General features: G+C 66.9%; 8 protein-coding genes. 6 read left to right on the top strand and 2 right to left on the bottom strand.

The features are described from left to right. Positions 1–2: 2 nt before the first annotated feature. Together BLQ70_RS11755 and BLQ70_RS11750 are read left to right on the top strand one after the other, a co-directional pair. Positions 3–3,167 (top strand): efflux RND transporter permease subunit, encoded by a 3,165-nt coding sequence (locus BLQ70_RS11755; RefSeq protein ID WP_091857088.1) that lies wholly within the window; start codon positions 3–5, stop codon positions 3,165–3,167. Then, complete coding sequence (locus tag BLQ70_RS11750; RefSeq protein ID WP_091857087.1) at positions 3,164–6,307, top strand: efflux RND transporter permease subunit; 3,144 nt, start codon at positions 3,164–3,166, stop codon at positions 6,305–6,307. The genes BLQ70_RS11755 and BLQ70_RS11750 overlap by 4 nt, the downstream gene beginning before the upstream one ends. Positions 6,308–6,331: 24 nt before the next feature. Here BLQ70_RS11750 and BLQ70_RS11745 read toward each other — a convergent pair whose 3' ends face one another. Next, positions 6,332–8,680 (bottom strand): xanthine dehydrogenase family protein molybdopterin-binding subunit, encoded by a 2,349-nt coding sequence (locus BLQ70_RS11745; RefSeq protein WP_210184277.1) that lies wholly within the window; start codon positions 8,678–8,680, stop codon positions 6,332–6,334. Positions 8,681–8,939: 259 nt separating this feature from the next. Then, entirely contained in the window at positions 8,940–9,953 is a 1,014-nt protein-coding gene (locus BLQ70_RS11740; protein WP_091857085.1) for an amino acid ABC transporter substrate-binding protein, read from the bottom strand. Between the two features lie 270 nt (positions 9,954–10,223). On the opposite strand from BLQ70_RS11740, the gene BLQ70_RS11735 reads away from it, so the two are divergent. The 4 genes from BLQ70_RS11735 to BLQ70_RS11720 are packed head-to-tail and all read left to right on the top strand — an operon-like array spanning position 10,224 to position 13,542. Then, positions 10,224–10,850: a glutathione S-transferase family protein gene (locus BLQ70_RS11735; protein ID WP_210184276.1), complete on the top strand. Its 627-nt coding sequence runs from the start codon at positions 10,224–10,226 to the stop codon at positions 10,848–10,850. Next, positions 10,843–12,048, top strand: coding sequence for a CaiB/BaiF CoA transferase family protein (locus BLQ70_RS11730; RefSeq protein ID WP_091857084.1), 1,206 nt, complete (start codon positions 10,843–10,845; stop codon positions 12,046–12,048). Before BLQ70_RS11735 ends, BLQ70_RS11730 begins: the two co-directional genes overlap by 8 nt. Positions 12,049–12,059: 11 nt before the next feature. Continuing rightward, complete coding sequence (locus BLQ70_RS11725; protein WP_091857083.1) at positions 12,060–12,674, top strand: carboxymuconolactone decarboxylase family protein; 615 nt, start codon at positions 12,060–12,062, stop codon at positions 12,672–12,674. Then, positions 12,667–13,542, top strand: coding sequence for an amidohydrolase family protein (locus BLQ70_RS11720; RefSeq protein ID WP_210184275.1), 876 nt, complete (start codon positions 12,667–12,669; stop codon positions 13,540–13,542). The genes BLQ70_RS11725 and BLQ70_RS11720 overlap by 8 nt, the downstream gene beginning before the upstream one ends. Positions 13,543–13,576: the final 34 nt, after the last annotated feature.

The raw sequence follows: 13,576 nt of genomic DNA, 5'->3' as shown, positions 1-13,576 counted from the left end.
CGATGAGCGTGTCCGCGCCTTTCATCAGCCGGCCCATCGCAACCTCGCTGCTCGGCATCGCGGTGCTGCTCTGCGGCATCCTCGGCTATCTGCGCCTGCCGGTTGCGGCGCTGCCGCAGGTCGATTTCCCGACCATCCAGATCACCACGCAATTGCCGGGCGCGAATCCCGAGACGATCGCCTCGCTGGTGACGGCGCCGCTGGAGCGGCAGTTCGGCCAGATCCCGGCGCTCTCGACGATGTATTCGCAGAGCTCCTTCGGGCTCAGCCAGGTCACCCTGCAATTCGACCTCGACCGCGACATCGACGCGGCCGCGCAGGACGTGCAATCGGCGATCAATGCGGCAGGCTCGACGCTGCCGCGCACCCTGCCCTATCCGCCGACCTACGCGAAGATCAACCCGGCCGATGCGCCGATCATGGTGCTGGCGCTGACCTCGGACACCGTCTCGCTGCGCCAGCTCAGCGACCTCGCCGACACGCTGCTCTCGCCGCGTCTCTCGGAGGTTTCCGGCGTCGGCCATGTCTCGCTCGAAGGCGGCGTCAGGCCGGCGATCCGCATCCAGGCCGATCTCGCGCGGCTCGCCGCCTACGGGCTCGGTATGGAGGACCTGCGCACGGCAACCGTCGCCGCCAATGTCTCCGGCGCCAAGGGCGCGCTCGACGGCAATCACCAGGCCTATACGATCAGCGCCAACGACCAGATCGGCAGCGCAAGCGCCTATCGCGACATCGTCGTCGCCTATCGCAGCGGCGCGCCGGTTTTCCTGCGCGACGTCGCGGTGGTGCTGGAAGACCTGGAGAACAGCCGCGTCGGCGCCTGGTACAAGGGCAAGACGGCGGTCGTCCTCGACGTGATGCGCCAGCCGGGCGCCAATATCGTCACCACGGTCGCCAGGGTGAAGGAAGAGATTCCGCGCCTCAAGAACGGTATGCCGGCCGGCGTCGAATTGCAGGTGGTCAGCGACCGCACCGAGACGATCCGCGCCTCGATCGCCGACGTGCAGTTCACGCTGGTGCTGGCCTGCGCGCTCGTCGTGCTCGTCGTGCTGCTCTTCCTGCGCACGGTGCGCGCCACGATCATCGCCGGCGTGGCGCTGCCGCTCTCGCTGATCGCGACCTTCGCGGTGATGTGGCTCGCCGGCTTCAGCCTCGACAACCTCTCGCTGATGGCCCTGACCATCGGCACCGGCTTCGTCGTCGACGATGCGATCGTGATGATCGAGAACATCGTGCGCAACATGGAGCAGGGCAAGAAACCGCTCCGGGCGGCCTATGACGGCGCCCGCGAGATCGGCTTCACCGTCATTTCGCTGACGGTCTCGCTGGTCGCGGTCTTCATCCCGCTGCTGTTCATGACCGGGCTCGTCGGCCGCATGTTCCGCGAGTTCGCCCTGACGCTCACCATCGCGGTCGTGGTCTCGGCGATCGTCTCGCTGACGCTGACGCCGATGATGTGCGCGCGGCTGCTCCGCCATAAAGATGGCAAGCGCGAGAACCCGCTGATGCGGCTGGCGGAATGGCCGGTCTCGGCGATGGCGCGGCTTTACGAGGTGACGCTCGGTTGGGCCCTGAAGCTCCGCGGCCTCGTGCTGCTCGCGACTTTGGTCACACTGGTGCTGACGGTGTGGATGTATGTCGTCATCCCCAAGGGCTTTCTGCCCAGCCAGGATACCGGCCTGCTCAATGTCGTCATGGAATCCTCGCCGGACGTCTCCTTCAACGAGATGAAGCGTTTGCAGGAACAGGTGTCGCGGGCCTTCGAGCAGGACGGCGATGTCACCGGCGTCGTCGCGGTTCTCGGCATCGGTCAAGCCAACACCACGCTCAATACTGCCCGCATGACGGTGACGCTGCGCCCCAAGGACGAACGGCATGACGACGCGGTCGTGATCGCCGAGCGGCTGCGTGCGCTGGCCGCCGCGATCCCCGGCGTCGTGGCCTATGTCCAGCCGGTTCAGGACATCCAGATCACGACCCGCGCCAGCCGCTCGCAATACCAGTACACCCTGACCGGCGCCGACCAGTTGCAGGTGATGGAATGGGCCCGCAAGCTCTCGGAGGCGCTGCGGCGGGAAGCGATCGTGCGCAACGTCGCCAACGAGGCGCAGGATGGCGGGCTTCGCGCCCGCGTCGAGATCGACCGGGCCAAGGCCGGGCGGCTCGGCATCTCGATCCAGGCCGTCAACGACACGCTCTACGACGCCTTCGGCCAGCGCCAGATCGCCACGATCTACGAGCAGTCGAACCAGTATCGCGTCATCCTGGAGGCGGCGCCGCAATATCTGCGCGACCCCTCTGCGCTCACGAAGCTCTACGTCACCGGCAACACCAATACCCAGGGCCAGACCAATTCCGCCGGCAGCTCGACGGTGACGCAGAACAGCGTGCAGGTGCCGCTCTCCTCCTTCACCCGGCTGATCCGCGAGACCGCGCCGCTTTCCATCGCCCATCAGGAGCAGTTCCCGGCCGCGACCGTCTCCTTCGATCTGGCGCCCGGCGAGGCGCTCGGCGATGCCGTCAAGATGATCGCCGCCGTCGAACGCGAGATCGGCATGCCCAGCGCGATATCGGGCTCCTTCAGCGCCGATGCGGCGGAGTTCAACCGCTCGCTTGCCAACCAGCCCTGGCTGATCCTCGCCGCGATCGTGACGATCTATCTCGTGCTCGGCATCCTCTACGAGAGCTATGTCCACCCCTTCACGATCCTGACGACGCTTCCTTCCGCTGGCGTCGGCGCCCTCCTCGCCTTGATCCTGACCGGCCGCGAACTCTCGATCGTGGCGCTGATCGGCATCATCCTGCTGATGGGCATCGTCAAGAAGAACGCGATCATGATGATCGACTTCGCGCTCGAGGCCGAGCGGCATGAGGGCCTCTCGCCGGAGGAAGCTATCGTCAAGGCCTGCCTGCTGCGCTTCCGGCCGATCATGATGACGACGCTCGCCGCCCTGCTCGGCGCCCTGCCGCTTGCGCTGGCGACCGGCACGGGCAGCGAATTGCGCCAGCCGCTCGGCATCACCATCGTCGGCGGCCTGCTGCTCAGCCAATTGCTGACGCTCTACACCACCCCGGTGATCTATCTCGCACTCGAAAAGCTGCGCCGGCGCCTCGGCGGCGGCCCCGACGGCGTCGTGCCCTATCCCGATCCGGAGGCGGCCGAATGAGCGACGCCCCCGACGAGGACAAGGGCTGGAAATCGGTGCGGGGCCTCTCCGACGCCTTCATCCTGCGCCCCGTCGGCACCACGCTGATGGCGATCGGCCTCTTCCTCGTCGGCATGGTCGCCTACATGTTCCTGCCGGTGGCGAGCCTGCCGAGCGTCGACTTTCCGACGATCCGCGTCTTCGCCAGCCGGCCCGGCGCCGATCCGGCGACGATGGCCGGCAGCGTCGCCGCGCCCCTGGAGCGCCGGCTCGGCTCGATCCCCGGCGTGACGGAGATCACGTCCCGGAGCTCGCTCGGCTCGACCTCGATCGTGCTGCAATTCGACCTGACGCGGAACACCGACAGCGCCGCCCGCGACGTCCAGGCGGCGCTCAACGCGGCCGCGACCGATCTGCCCGGCGACCTGCCGACCCTGCCGCAATTCCGCAAGGCCAATCCCAACGCCGCGCCAATCCTGATCCTGGCCCTGACCTCGGACACGATGACGCCGAGCGCGATGTACGACGCCGCCGATACCGTCATCGCCCAGCGCATCGCGCAGGTCGAGGGCGTCGGCGAGGTCACGGTCAACGGCGCCGAGCAGCCGGCGATCCGCGTGCGCGTCGACCCAGCCCAGCTCGCCGCCATGGGCCTGAGTCTCGATACGATCCGGACGGCCATCGTCAACGCGAACACCGTCTCGGCGGTCGGCTCCTTTGACGGCGGGCGATTGAGCGAGACGCTCTCCGCCAACAACCAGATCCGCCAGCCCGAGGACTACGGCAACATCGTCGTGCGCTCGGCCAAGGGCACGGTGGTCCGGCTCGCCGATGTCGCCACCGTCGAGCGCGGCGTGCGCAACAGCCGCGCCGCCGGCTGGTACAATGGCAAGCCGGCGATCCTCATCACCATCACCAAGCAGGCCGACGCCAACGTCATCGACACGGTCGACCGGGTGAAGGCGCTCCTGCCCGAGGTCCAGAAATGGGTGCCCGCCGGCATCCAGTTCTCGATCATGTCGGACCGCACCGTCACGATCCGCGCCTCGATCGCGGATATCCAGCATACGCTGCTGATCTCGATCGCCCTGGTGATGCTGGTCGTCTTCCTGTTCCTGCGACGCACGACCCTGACGGTCGCGGCGGGCGTCACCGTGCCGCTCTCGATCGCCGGCACCTTCGCGGCGATGTGGGTGGCCGGCTTCACGCTCGACAATCTCTCGCTGATGGCGGTGACCATCTCGGTCGGCTTCGTCGTCGACGACGCCATCGTCATGATCGAGAACATCGAGCGCAATGTCGCGAAGGGCATGTCGCCGCTGCGGGCCGCCCTGCTCGGCGCCGGCCAGATCGGCTTCACCGTGATCTCGATCAGCCTGTCCCTGATCGCGGCCTTCATCCCGCTTTTCTTCATGGACGGGGTGGCGGGCCGCTTCTTCCGCGAGTTCACGCTGACCCTGACCTTCGCGATCCTCGTCTCGACGGTGGTCTCGCTCAGCGTCACGCCGATGGTCTGCGCGCATTTCCTGAAAGCCGGGCCGCATGCCCCCAGCCGCTTCGATCGCATCGTCGAGCGCGTGCTGTCGGGAATGACGCGCTTCTATGGCCGCACGCTCACGGTCGTACTGCGGCATAGCTGGCTCATGCTCGTCGTGATGATCGCCACGGTGGTGCTGACCGTGCAGATGTTCCGCAGCGCGCCGAAGGGCTATTTTCCGCAGGACGACACCGGCCTCGTCATCGGCTTCACCCAGGCCTCGACCGATATCTCCTTCCCGGCGATGATGCAGCTCCAGCAGCGTGGCGCCGCCATCGTCGCGGCCGATCCCGCCGTCTTCGGCGTCGCCTCCTTCATCGGCGGCGGCTCGGTGAATACCGGGCGCTTCTTCGTCAGCCTCAAGCCGTTGGAGGAACGCGGCGTCAGCTCGGCGCAGGTGGTCAACCGTTTGCGCGGACGCCTCTCCTCGATCCCGGGTCTGCGCATCTTCCTGACCCCGGTGCAGGATGTGCGCGCCGGCGGGCGGCAGGGCCGCTCGCAATACCAGTTCACGCTCTGGGACCCCGACCTGCCCGAATTGCAGGAATGGGTGCCCAAGGTGCTGGAGAAGCTGCGCACCCTGCCAGAACTCGTCGATGTCTCGACCGATCGCGAGCAGGGCGGGCTCGAGGCGCAGGTCGTGATCGACCGCAACAAGGCCTCGCAGCTCGGCGTCGCGATCCAGGCCATCGACAACGTGCTGGCCGATGCCTTCAGCCAGCGCCAGATCTCGACGATCTACGGCGCGCGCAACCAGTACCGCGTCGTGCTCGAAGTCGCCCCCTCGCGCAGCCGCGACCCCGAGGACATCCTCGATCTCTACGTGCCCGGCCGCAACGGCAGGCAGGTGCCGCTGCGCAGCCTGGTCAAGGTCGAGCGCGGGACCGCCCCGCTCGTGATCAACCACCAGGGCCAGTTCCCGGCCGTGACGATCACCTATGACCTCGCGCCCGGCGTCGGCATCCAGGAGGCGAGCGACGCCGTCGTCGCCGCCGTCGAGGGCCTGCACATGCCGGCCTCGCTCCGGGCCGAGTTCGCGGGGGATGCCAAGGCGTTCGCGCAAGGGGCCGGCAGCCAGGGCATGATGATCCTGGTCGCGATCCTGGCCGTCTACATCATCCTGGGCGTGCTCTACGAGAGCCTGATCCACCCGGTGACGATCCTCTCGACCCTGCCCTCGGCGGGCCTGGGCGCGCTGATCGCCCTGCGGATATCCGGCACCGACCTCACCATCATCGCCTTCATCGGCATCATCCTGCTGATCGGCATCGTCAAGAAGAACGGCATCATGATGGTCGATTTCGCCATCGCCGCCGAACGCCAGCGCGCGATGCCCTCGCGCGAGGCGATCTTCGAGGCCTGCCTCGAACGCTTCCGGCCGATCCTGATGACGACCCTTTCGGCCATGCTCGGCGCGGTCCCGCTGATGATCGCGACCGGCCCCGGTGCGGAACTGCGCCGCCCGCTCGGCATCACCATCGTCGGCGGGCTGATCCTGAGCCAGATCCTGACGCTCTACACCACGCCGATCATCTATCTCTGGATGAGCAAGCTGGGCCGCCGCCGGGCCTCGCGGGAAGCCGCCGCCGCCTCCCCCGCTCAAGGCGATCCCGGCCCGGCTTGAGCCGGGGCGCCGGCGCCGTAACCGCTATCGCGCGTGGATGGCCCGCCAGATCGCCTGCGGCGTCGCCGGCATGTCGATATGGCGCACGCCATGGGGCGAAAGCGCATCGACGATCGCGTTCATCACCGAAGGCAGCGAGCCGGCGCAGCCGGCCTCGCCACAGCCCTTGGCGCCGACTGGGTTGGTCCGCGTCGGGACGCCCTGGCTGATGAAGGAGAAGAAGGGCACGTCGGCGGCCCGCGGCATCGCGTAATCCATGTAGGACCCGGTCAGGAGCTGGCCGTTCTCGTCATAGGAGGTCATCTCGCAGATCGCCTGGCCGATGCCCTGCACGACGCCGCCATGGAGCTGTCCCTCGACGATCATCGGGTTCACCAGCACCCCGAAATCATTGACCATGACATAGCTGGCGATCTCGACATGGCCGGTCTCCGGGTCGATCTCGACTTCGGCGATATGGCAGCCGTTGGGATAGGCCGAGGGCGCCGCCTTGAAGACGTGGTCGACATCGAGCGTCTTGGGCAAATCATCCGGTAGCGCCGCGCCCGCCTGAAGCTTCCGCACCAGCTCCATGATGCCGATCGAGCGATCGGTTCCGGCAATGCTGAAGCGGCCCTCGGTGAATTCGATATCGGCGACAGCCGCTTCAAGGAAATGCGCGCTCAGGAGCTTGCCCTTCTCGATGACGCGCTCGCTCGCCTCGATGATCGCCGAGCCGCTCGCCATGATCGATTTCGAGCCGCCGGTGCCACCGCCCGCGATCAGGCGATCGCTGTCGCCCTGCACGAGCCTGATCCTGTCGAAGGGCACGCCGAGCTGGCTGGTCAGGACCTGGGCGAAGGGCGTCCAGTGGCCCTGCCCGTAATCGAGCGTCCCGGTGACGATGGTGACCGTGCCGTCCGGCTCGAAATGGATGCCGCCCATCTCGTTGCTCGGCGGAGCGGTGACTTCGAGATAGCAGCCGATGCCGCGGCCGCGCAGCTTGCCGGCCTTGCGGCTGGCGCGTTCGCGCGCGCGGTAGCCCTTCCAGTCGGCCGCCTGCAGCGCCCGCGCGAAGAGCGCCGGGAAATCGCCGCTGTCATAGACCGTCCCGATCGGGGTCTTCCACGGCAGTTGGGCGGGCGCGATCAGGTTGCGCTGCCGGAGGACGGCCGCGTCGATCCCCATCTCGCGGGCGGCGCTGTCGACCAGCCGCTCCATGAAGTAATTGCCCTCGGGGCGCCCGGCCCCGCGATAGGCCCCGATCGGCGCGGTATTGGTGAGCGCGCAGCGCGTCTGCACCTCGACCAGCGGCGTGCGATACATGCCGACGCTGTTCTTGCCGATGTTCAGCGTCGCCATCATCGGGCCGGGCGGCGAGAGATAACCGCCCATATTGCCGAAGCCGGTGAAGCGCGTGGCGAGGAAGCGTCCGCGTGAATCGAGGGCGAGCTCGGCCTCGAACACCATGTCGCGGCCGTGATGGTCGGAGACGAAGCTCTCGGAACGCTGATCGGCCCATTTCACCGGCTTCTTCAGGAGCCGCGCCGCATGCAGCAGCACGACATATTCCGGAAACACCGCCGACTTCATGCCGAAGGAACCGCCGACATGGCCGGTCACCAGGCGCATCCGCTCCTGCGGCACGCCCATCGCCGCAGCGAGGTTGTTGCGCATGCCGAAGGCGCCCTGACTCGGGGCATGGAGCGTGTAGCGCTTCGCCTTGCGGTCATAGGTTCCGATCGCCGCGCGCGGCTCGATCGGGTTCACGACGATGCGGTTGTTGACGATCCGCACCCTGGTGACATGCGCGGCCTCCGCAAAGGCCGCCGCGACCTTGCCGGCATCGCCGAAATGATAGTCGATGACGAGATTGCCGGGAACGTCGTCGAAGAGCTGGGGCGCACCGGGCGCAAGCGCAGCCTCGGCCGATGTCACCGCGGACAGGATGTCGATATCGAGCGACACGGCCTCGGCCGCATCGCGGGCCTGCAGTGCCGTGCGGGCGACGACCATGGCGACGGGATCGCCGACGAAGCGAACCTTGTCTCCCGTCAGCGCGTGCCGGACCGGCTTCCTCATGGCTGCGCCGTCGCGGTTCGACAGGTCGACCTGGCATTTCAGCGCGCCATAGCCCTGGCCGTCGAGGTCGGCAGCGGTGTAGATCGCGACGACGCCCTTCATGGCTTTCGCGTCGGCCGTGTCGATGCCGCGAATGATGCCATGCGCATGGGGGCTGCGGACGAAGGCCGCATAAAGCTGGCCGTCCAGCGACAGATCGTCGGTGTAGCGCCCTTCGCCGCGCACAAGGGTCGCATCCTCCTTACGCGGCAGCGACTGGCCGATCCCCGCATTGACCGCCGGACGATCGGCCTGAGAAACATGCATGTTCATCGCAAGGCACCGCAGTCGAATGAAAGCCGAAGCGGCGCCCTGAGCGGATCAGCAGGGAGCGCCTCGGCCTCGTGCGGGCACCGCAGCGTTATTCAGCCGCGATACCCAACTGTGGTGATCATAGGCATCCTGAAGCGCATTGGCGCCTGTGTTCGCGGCATAGCGCCATTGACCCTGGCGTAGCCCGGCGGCGACCGAGAGGCATCGTCGCGGGACGCTGTTCCTTTACCGATTCCGAAATCGCCAGGGATCATCTTCGTCAGCGAACAGGCGGAGCGTATTGCAGGCCGCCTTTCGACCAGAGATTGTTGGCGCCGCGCGGAATGCCAAGCGGCGATGACGGCCCGAGATATTTCTCATAGCTCTCGCCGTAATTGCCGACCTGCTTGACGATCCGGTAGGCCCAGTCCTTGGTCAGCCCGAGCCCCTCGCCGAGATTGCCGTCGACCCCGAGGAAGCGCTTGATCTCGGGATTGGCCGATTTCAATTGCTCGTCGACATTAGCCGAGGTGAGACCCAATTCCTCGGCATTGACCATCGCGTAATGAGCCCAGCGGACGATATTGGCCCAGGCTTCGTCGCCGCGACGAACCGCCGGCCCGAGCGGCTCCTTCGAGATGAGCTCGGGCAGGATCACGAAATCCTGACCATTGGCGACCTTCAGGCGATAGGCATAGAGCGCCGACGCATCGGTGGTGAAGACGTCGCAGCGGCCGGTCTCGAACGCCTTGATGGCCTCGTCGCCCGAGGCGAAGCTCACTGGCTCGTATTTCATGCCGTTCTTCTGGAAGAAGTCGGCGATGTTCAGTTCGGTCGTCGTGCCGCCCTGGACGCAGACGGTCGCGCCGCCGAGGTCCTTCGCCGATTTGATCCCCATCGACTTTTTGACCATCAGCGCTTGCCCGTCGAAATAGGTGATCGCCGAGAAGAACAGGCCGAGCGTCGTGTCGCGCGACAGAGACCAGGTGGTCTGGCGCGAAAGCACGTCGACCTCGCCCGATTGCACGACCGCGAAGCGATCCTTCGGGTTGAGCGAGATGTATTTGACCTTCTTGGCATCGCCCAGGACCGTCGCGGCGACGGCGCGGCACAGATCGACATCGAGCCCGCCCCACTGCCCCTGCGCATTCGGCAGCGAGAAGCCGGGAACGCCCGGGCTCGTTCCGCAGATCAGCTCACCGCGCTCCTTGACCTTCTCCAGCGTGCCCGCCTGTGCCGCCGCAGTCGATGCCAGAATCGCGGCTGCCCCGAAAACCACCTGCAGTGCCTTCATCGTCCCCTCCCGATTATTCTTTAAAGGTCATAAGACTAGCCTATTGGCGCGGAATGCCGCCGTCAACTGGGGCGCAGGAGCGGCTTCTGCCGAAGTCCCATCCAGCGCGCGGAAGAATTTGCCAAACAGGGCGATATTTGCCCGATTGGCTTCGCCGCAGGTTACTTTACAGATCCGCGCCGTGGCCGCGCTCGACAGGCAGGCATCTGATCGCTATGGGTCATAAAACTGACTTAACAAGGCGACGCCTGTCCAGGCGGGGAGCATGCAATGGGCGATATGACACTTCACTGGTCGCCGCGATCGCCTTTCGTGCGGAAGGTGATGGTGGCCGCTCATGAGCTCGGCCTCGTCGATCGTTTGACGCTGCGGCGCACGGTCGTCCAGATGACGAAGCCGAACCCGGACCTGCTGCCCGACAATCCGCTGAGCAAGATCCCAACGCTGATCCTGGCCGACGGCACGGTGCTGATCGATTCCGGCCTGATCTGCGAATATCTCGATTCGCTCGCCGGCGGCGGCATCATCATCCCCGCCGCGGGGCCGGAGCGCTGGAAAGAACTCAGCCGGCACGAACTCGCGACCGGGTTTCTCGACCTGCTGATCCTCTGGCGCAACGAGCGCAATAAGCCGGCGGAACGGCAGACGGCGGAGTGGCTGTCGAGTTTCGCCGCCAAGGCGTCGGCCTCCCTCGCGCGCTTCGAGAGCGAAGCCGGCCTGATCTCCCCGGGGCCACTGCAGCTATCGGGAATCGCGCTCGGCTGCTGCCTGTCCTATCTCGATTTCCGCTTCGAGGATCTCGACTGGCGGGCGAGCCATCCCCGGCTCGCGCAATGGCATGGCGAATTCCGCCAGCGCCCCTCCGCGATCGCCACCGAGGTCAGGGACGATGGCTGATATCCAGCGCCAAGGCCCCCTCAGCCATGTCCGGATCCTCGATCTCAGCCGCATCATGGCCGGTCCTTGGGCGACCCAGATTCTCGCCGATCTCGGCGCCGACGTCATCAAGGTCGAACGCCCCGGCGCCGGCGACGACACGCGCGCCTGGGGGCCGCCCTATCTCAAGGACGAGGCCGGCAACCCGACCAGCGAGGCCGGCTATTACCTCTCGGTCAATCGCGGCAAGCGCTCGATCACCGTCGACATCACCAGCGCGAAAGGGCAGGACATCGTCCGCCGGCTGGCCGCCACGAGCGATATCGTGGTCGAGAACTACAAGGTCGGGACGCTCAAGCGCTATGGTCTCGACTACGAGGCGCTCAAGGCGATCAATCCGCGCCTGATCTTCGCCTCGGTGACCGGCTTCGGGCAAAGCGGTCCTCGCAAGTCGGCGGCGGCCTATGATTTCGCGATCCAGGCCATGGGCGGCCTGATGAGCGTCACCGGCGAGCGCGAGGGAATGCCCGGCGCCGGGCCGCAGAAGGTCGGCGTTCCCATCGTCGACCTGATGACCGGCATGTATACGGCCGTCGGCGTGCTCGCGGCGCTGGTCAGGCGCAATGAGACCGGCAGAGGCGACAATATCGACCTCGCCATGCTGGATGTTCAGACCGGTTTCCTCGCCAACCAGGCGATGAACTGGCTGGTCTCGGGACGCGCGCCGGTGCGCGGGGGCAACCGCCACCCCAACATCCAGCCCCAGGACGTCTTCCCCTGCGCCGACGGATTCATCGTCCTCGCAGTCGGCAATGACGGGCAGTTCGCAAAACTCTGCGAGGTCTTGGGCGAGCCGCAATGGGCGCAGGATGCGCGCTTCGCCACCAATCCGGCGCGTGTGACCAATCACGGCCTGCTCGATCCGCTGCTGCGCGCCGCTTTCGGCCGCTTCGACCGCGACGCGCTCATCGCCGCGCTCGATGCCGCCGGCGTTCCCTGCGCGCCAATCAACACGGTCCCCGAGGTGTTCGACGATCCGCAGGTCAGGCATCGCGGCATGCTGCGCCACCTGCCCCATCCACTCGCCGGCACGGTTCCGCAGGTCGTCAGCCCGCTGAACTTCGAGAACGAGCCGCTCGCTTTCGACCGTCCCCCGCCCTTGCTCGGCGAGCATACCGACGAGATCCTCCGTGACATCGGCCTGGCCGAGCAAGTTTGATGGAAGACAGAATGGGTCGCCTCCACCTCCCGGCCGTCGACGAGCTGACGCCCGATCAGCGCAAGGTCTATGACGAGGTCGTCTCTGGGCCGCGCGGTCGGCTGGTCGGGCCATTGCGGGCCGTCATCCACAGTCCGGAACTCGCCACGCGCTGGTCCCGGCTCGGCGAGTTCCTGCGCTATTCCACGCTGCTGCCGCCGAAGCTCAACGAGCTCGCCATCATCGTCGCCGGCCGCCACTGGAACAGCCAGCTCGAATTCTACATCCACGCCGAAGCGGCGAAGGTCGCCGGCCTTGACGCCGCCAGCATCGAGGCCATCCGTCTGGGCCAGGCGCCGATCTTCGTCGCGGACGAGGAGCGGGAGGTCTATGAATATGCCCGCCTGCTCGTGCAGACCGGCACCGTTCCCGACGACGTGCATGCCGCGATCGTCGCGCGATGGGGAGCGCGCGGCGCGGTCGAGCTCACCGGCGTGATCGGTTACTACACGATGGTGTCGATGACGCTGAACGCGCATGGAATCCCGCTGCCGGACGGAGCCGCTCCGCCCTTGCCCAAGCTGCAGGACGGGCCGACACGCTTGCCCGCCTCCCTGCGGGTGGCCGAGGACATCAGCCGTGACTGAGACCGTCCTCCCGAGATCGCACCGCCCTCCCGGCTGGACGCTGCCGGCCGGAGCCTGCGACTGCCACGCGCATGTCTTCGGCCCCTATGAGCGCTTTCCCGTGTCGCACCGGATGCATTACGCGGCGCCCTTGGCACCAGCGGCAGCGCATCGCGGCATGCTGGATCGCATCGGCCTGGCCCATGGCGTCCTCGTCCAGCCCGGCGCCTATGGCGAAGACCCTTCGCCGATCCTCGACGCCCTCTCGCAAGGTGGCGGGCGCCTGCGCGGCATCGCCGCCGCGAGCGAGCGGGTGCCGCAGGCCGATCTCGATGCCTGGGACGCGGCGGGCATCCGGGGCTTGCGTTTCAACGACATGACGGTGCCCGGCGGAGCAGGCCCCTTTCCGGGCTCGGTCGGCACCGAGGCTCTCGCCGCCATGGCTCCCGGCATGCGCGAAAGGGGCTGGCATGCCGAGATCTGGGCCGGGATCGACCGGCATGTCGAGAACCTGCCGCTCTACCGCGCCAGTGGCCTCCCGATCGTGCTGGACCATATGGCGGGCCTGCAGATCGCGCGCGGGCTGGACGATCCGTCGTTCAGGATGATCCTCGACGCGCTTCGCGAAGGCTGGCTCTGGATCAAGCTCGTCCTGTGCCGCTGCTCTCAGGATTTTCCGGATTATGCCGATGCCCGGCCGTTCCATGATGCGCTGATCGAGGCCAACCCGGAGCGGGTGATCTGGGGCTCGGACTGGCCGCATCTTCGCCTGGCCGAACGCGCTCCCGATGTCGGGCATCTGCTCGACCTGTTCGCCGAATGGGTTCCGGATGCCGGGCTTCGCCAGCAGATCCTCGTCGACAATCCCCGCAAGCTCTACGGGTTCTGATGCTGGCCCGAAGCCGCGTTCGTTACGGAGTTTG

This window comes from Allobosea robiniae (assembly GCF_900102525.1).
Taxonomy (GTDB): domain Bacteria; phylum Pseudomonadota; class Alphaproteobacteria; order Rhizobiales; family Beijerinckiaceae; genus Allobosea; species Allobosea robiniae.
The sequence above is the reverse complement of the archived record's forward strand: the minus strand, read 5'-3'. Positions and strand labels throughout refer to the sequence as shown.

Bases quoted from the DNA above. Each gene is read 5' to 3' on its own strand.
- BLQ70_RS11725 (WP_091857083.1), top strand. From the start codon at position 12,060: ATGGGTCGCCTCCACCTCCCGGCCGTCGACGAGCTGACGCCCGATCAG.
- BLQ70_RS11730 (WP_091857084.1), top strand. From the start codon at position 10,843: ATGGCTGATATCCAGCGCCAAGGCCCCCTCAGCCATGTCCGGATCCTC.
- BLQ70_RS11740 (WP_091857085.1), bottom strand. From the start codon at position 9,953: ATGAAGGCACTGCAGGTGGTTTTCGGGGCAGCCGCGATTCTGGCATCG.
- BLQ70_RS11745 (WP_210184277.1), bottom strand. From the start codon at position 8,680: ATGAACATGCATGTTTCTCAGGCCGATCGTCCGGCGGTCAATGCGGGG.
- BLQ70_RS11735 (WP_210184276.1), top strand. From the start codon at position 10,224: ATGGGCGATATGACACTTCACTGGTCGCCGCGATCGCCTTTCGTGCGG.
- BLQ70_RS11750 (WP_091857087.1), top strand. From the start codon at position 3,164: ATGAGCGACGCCCCCGACGAGGACAAGGGCTGGAAATCGGTGCGGGGC.
- BLQ70_RS11755 (WP_091857088.1), top strand. From the start codon at position 3: ATGAGCGTGTCCGCGCCTTTCATCAGCCGGCCCATCGCAACCTCGCTG.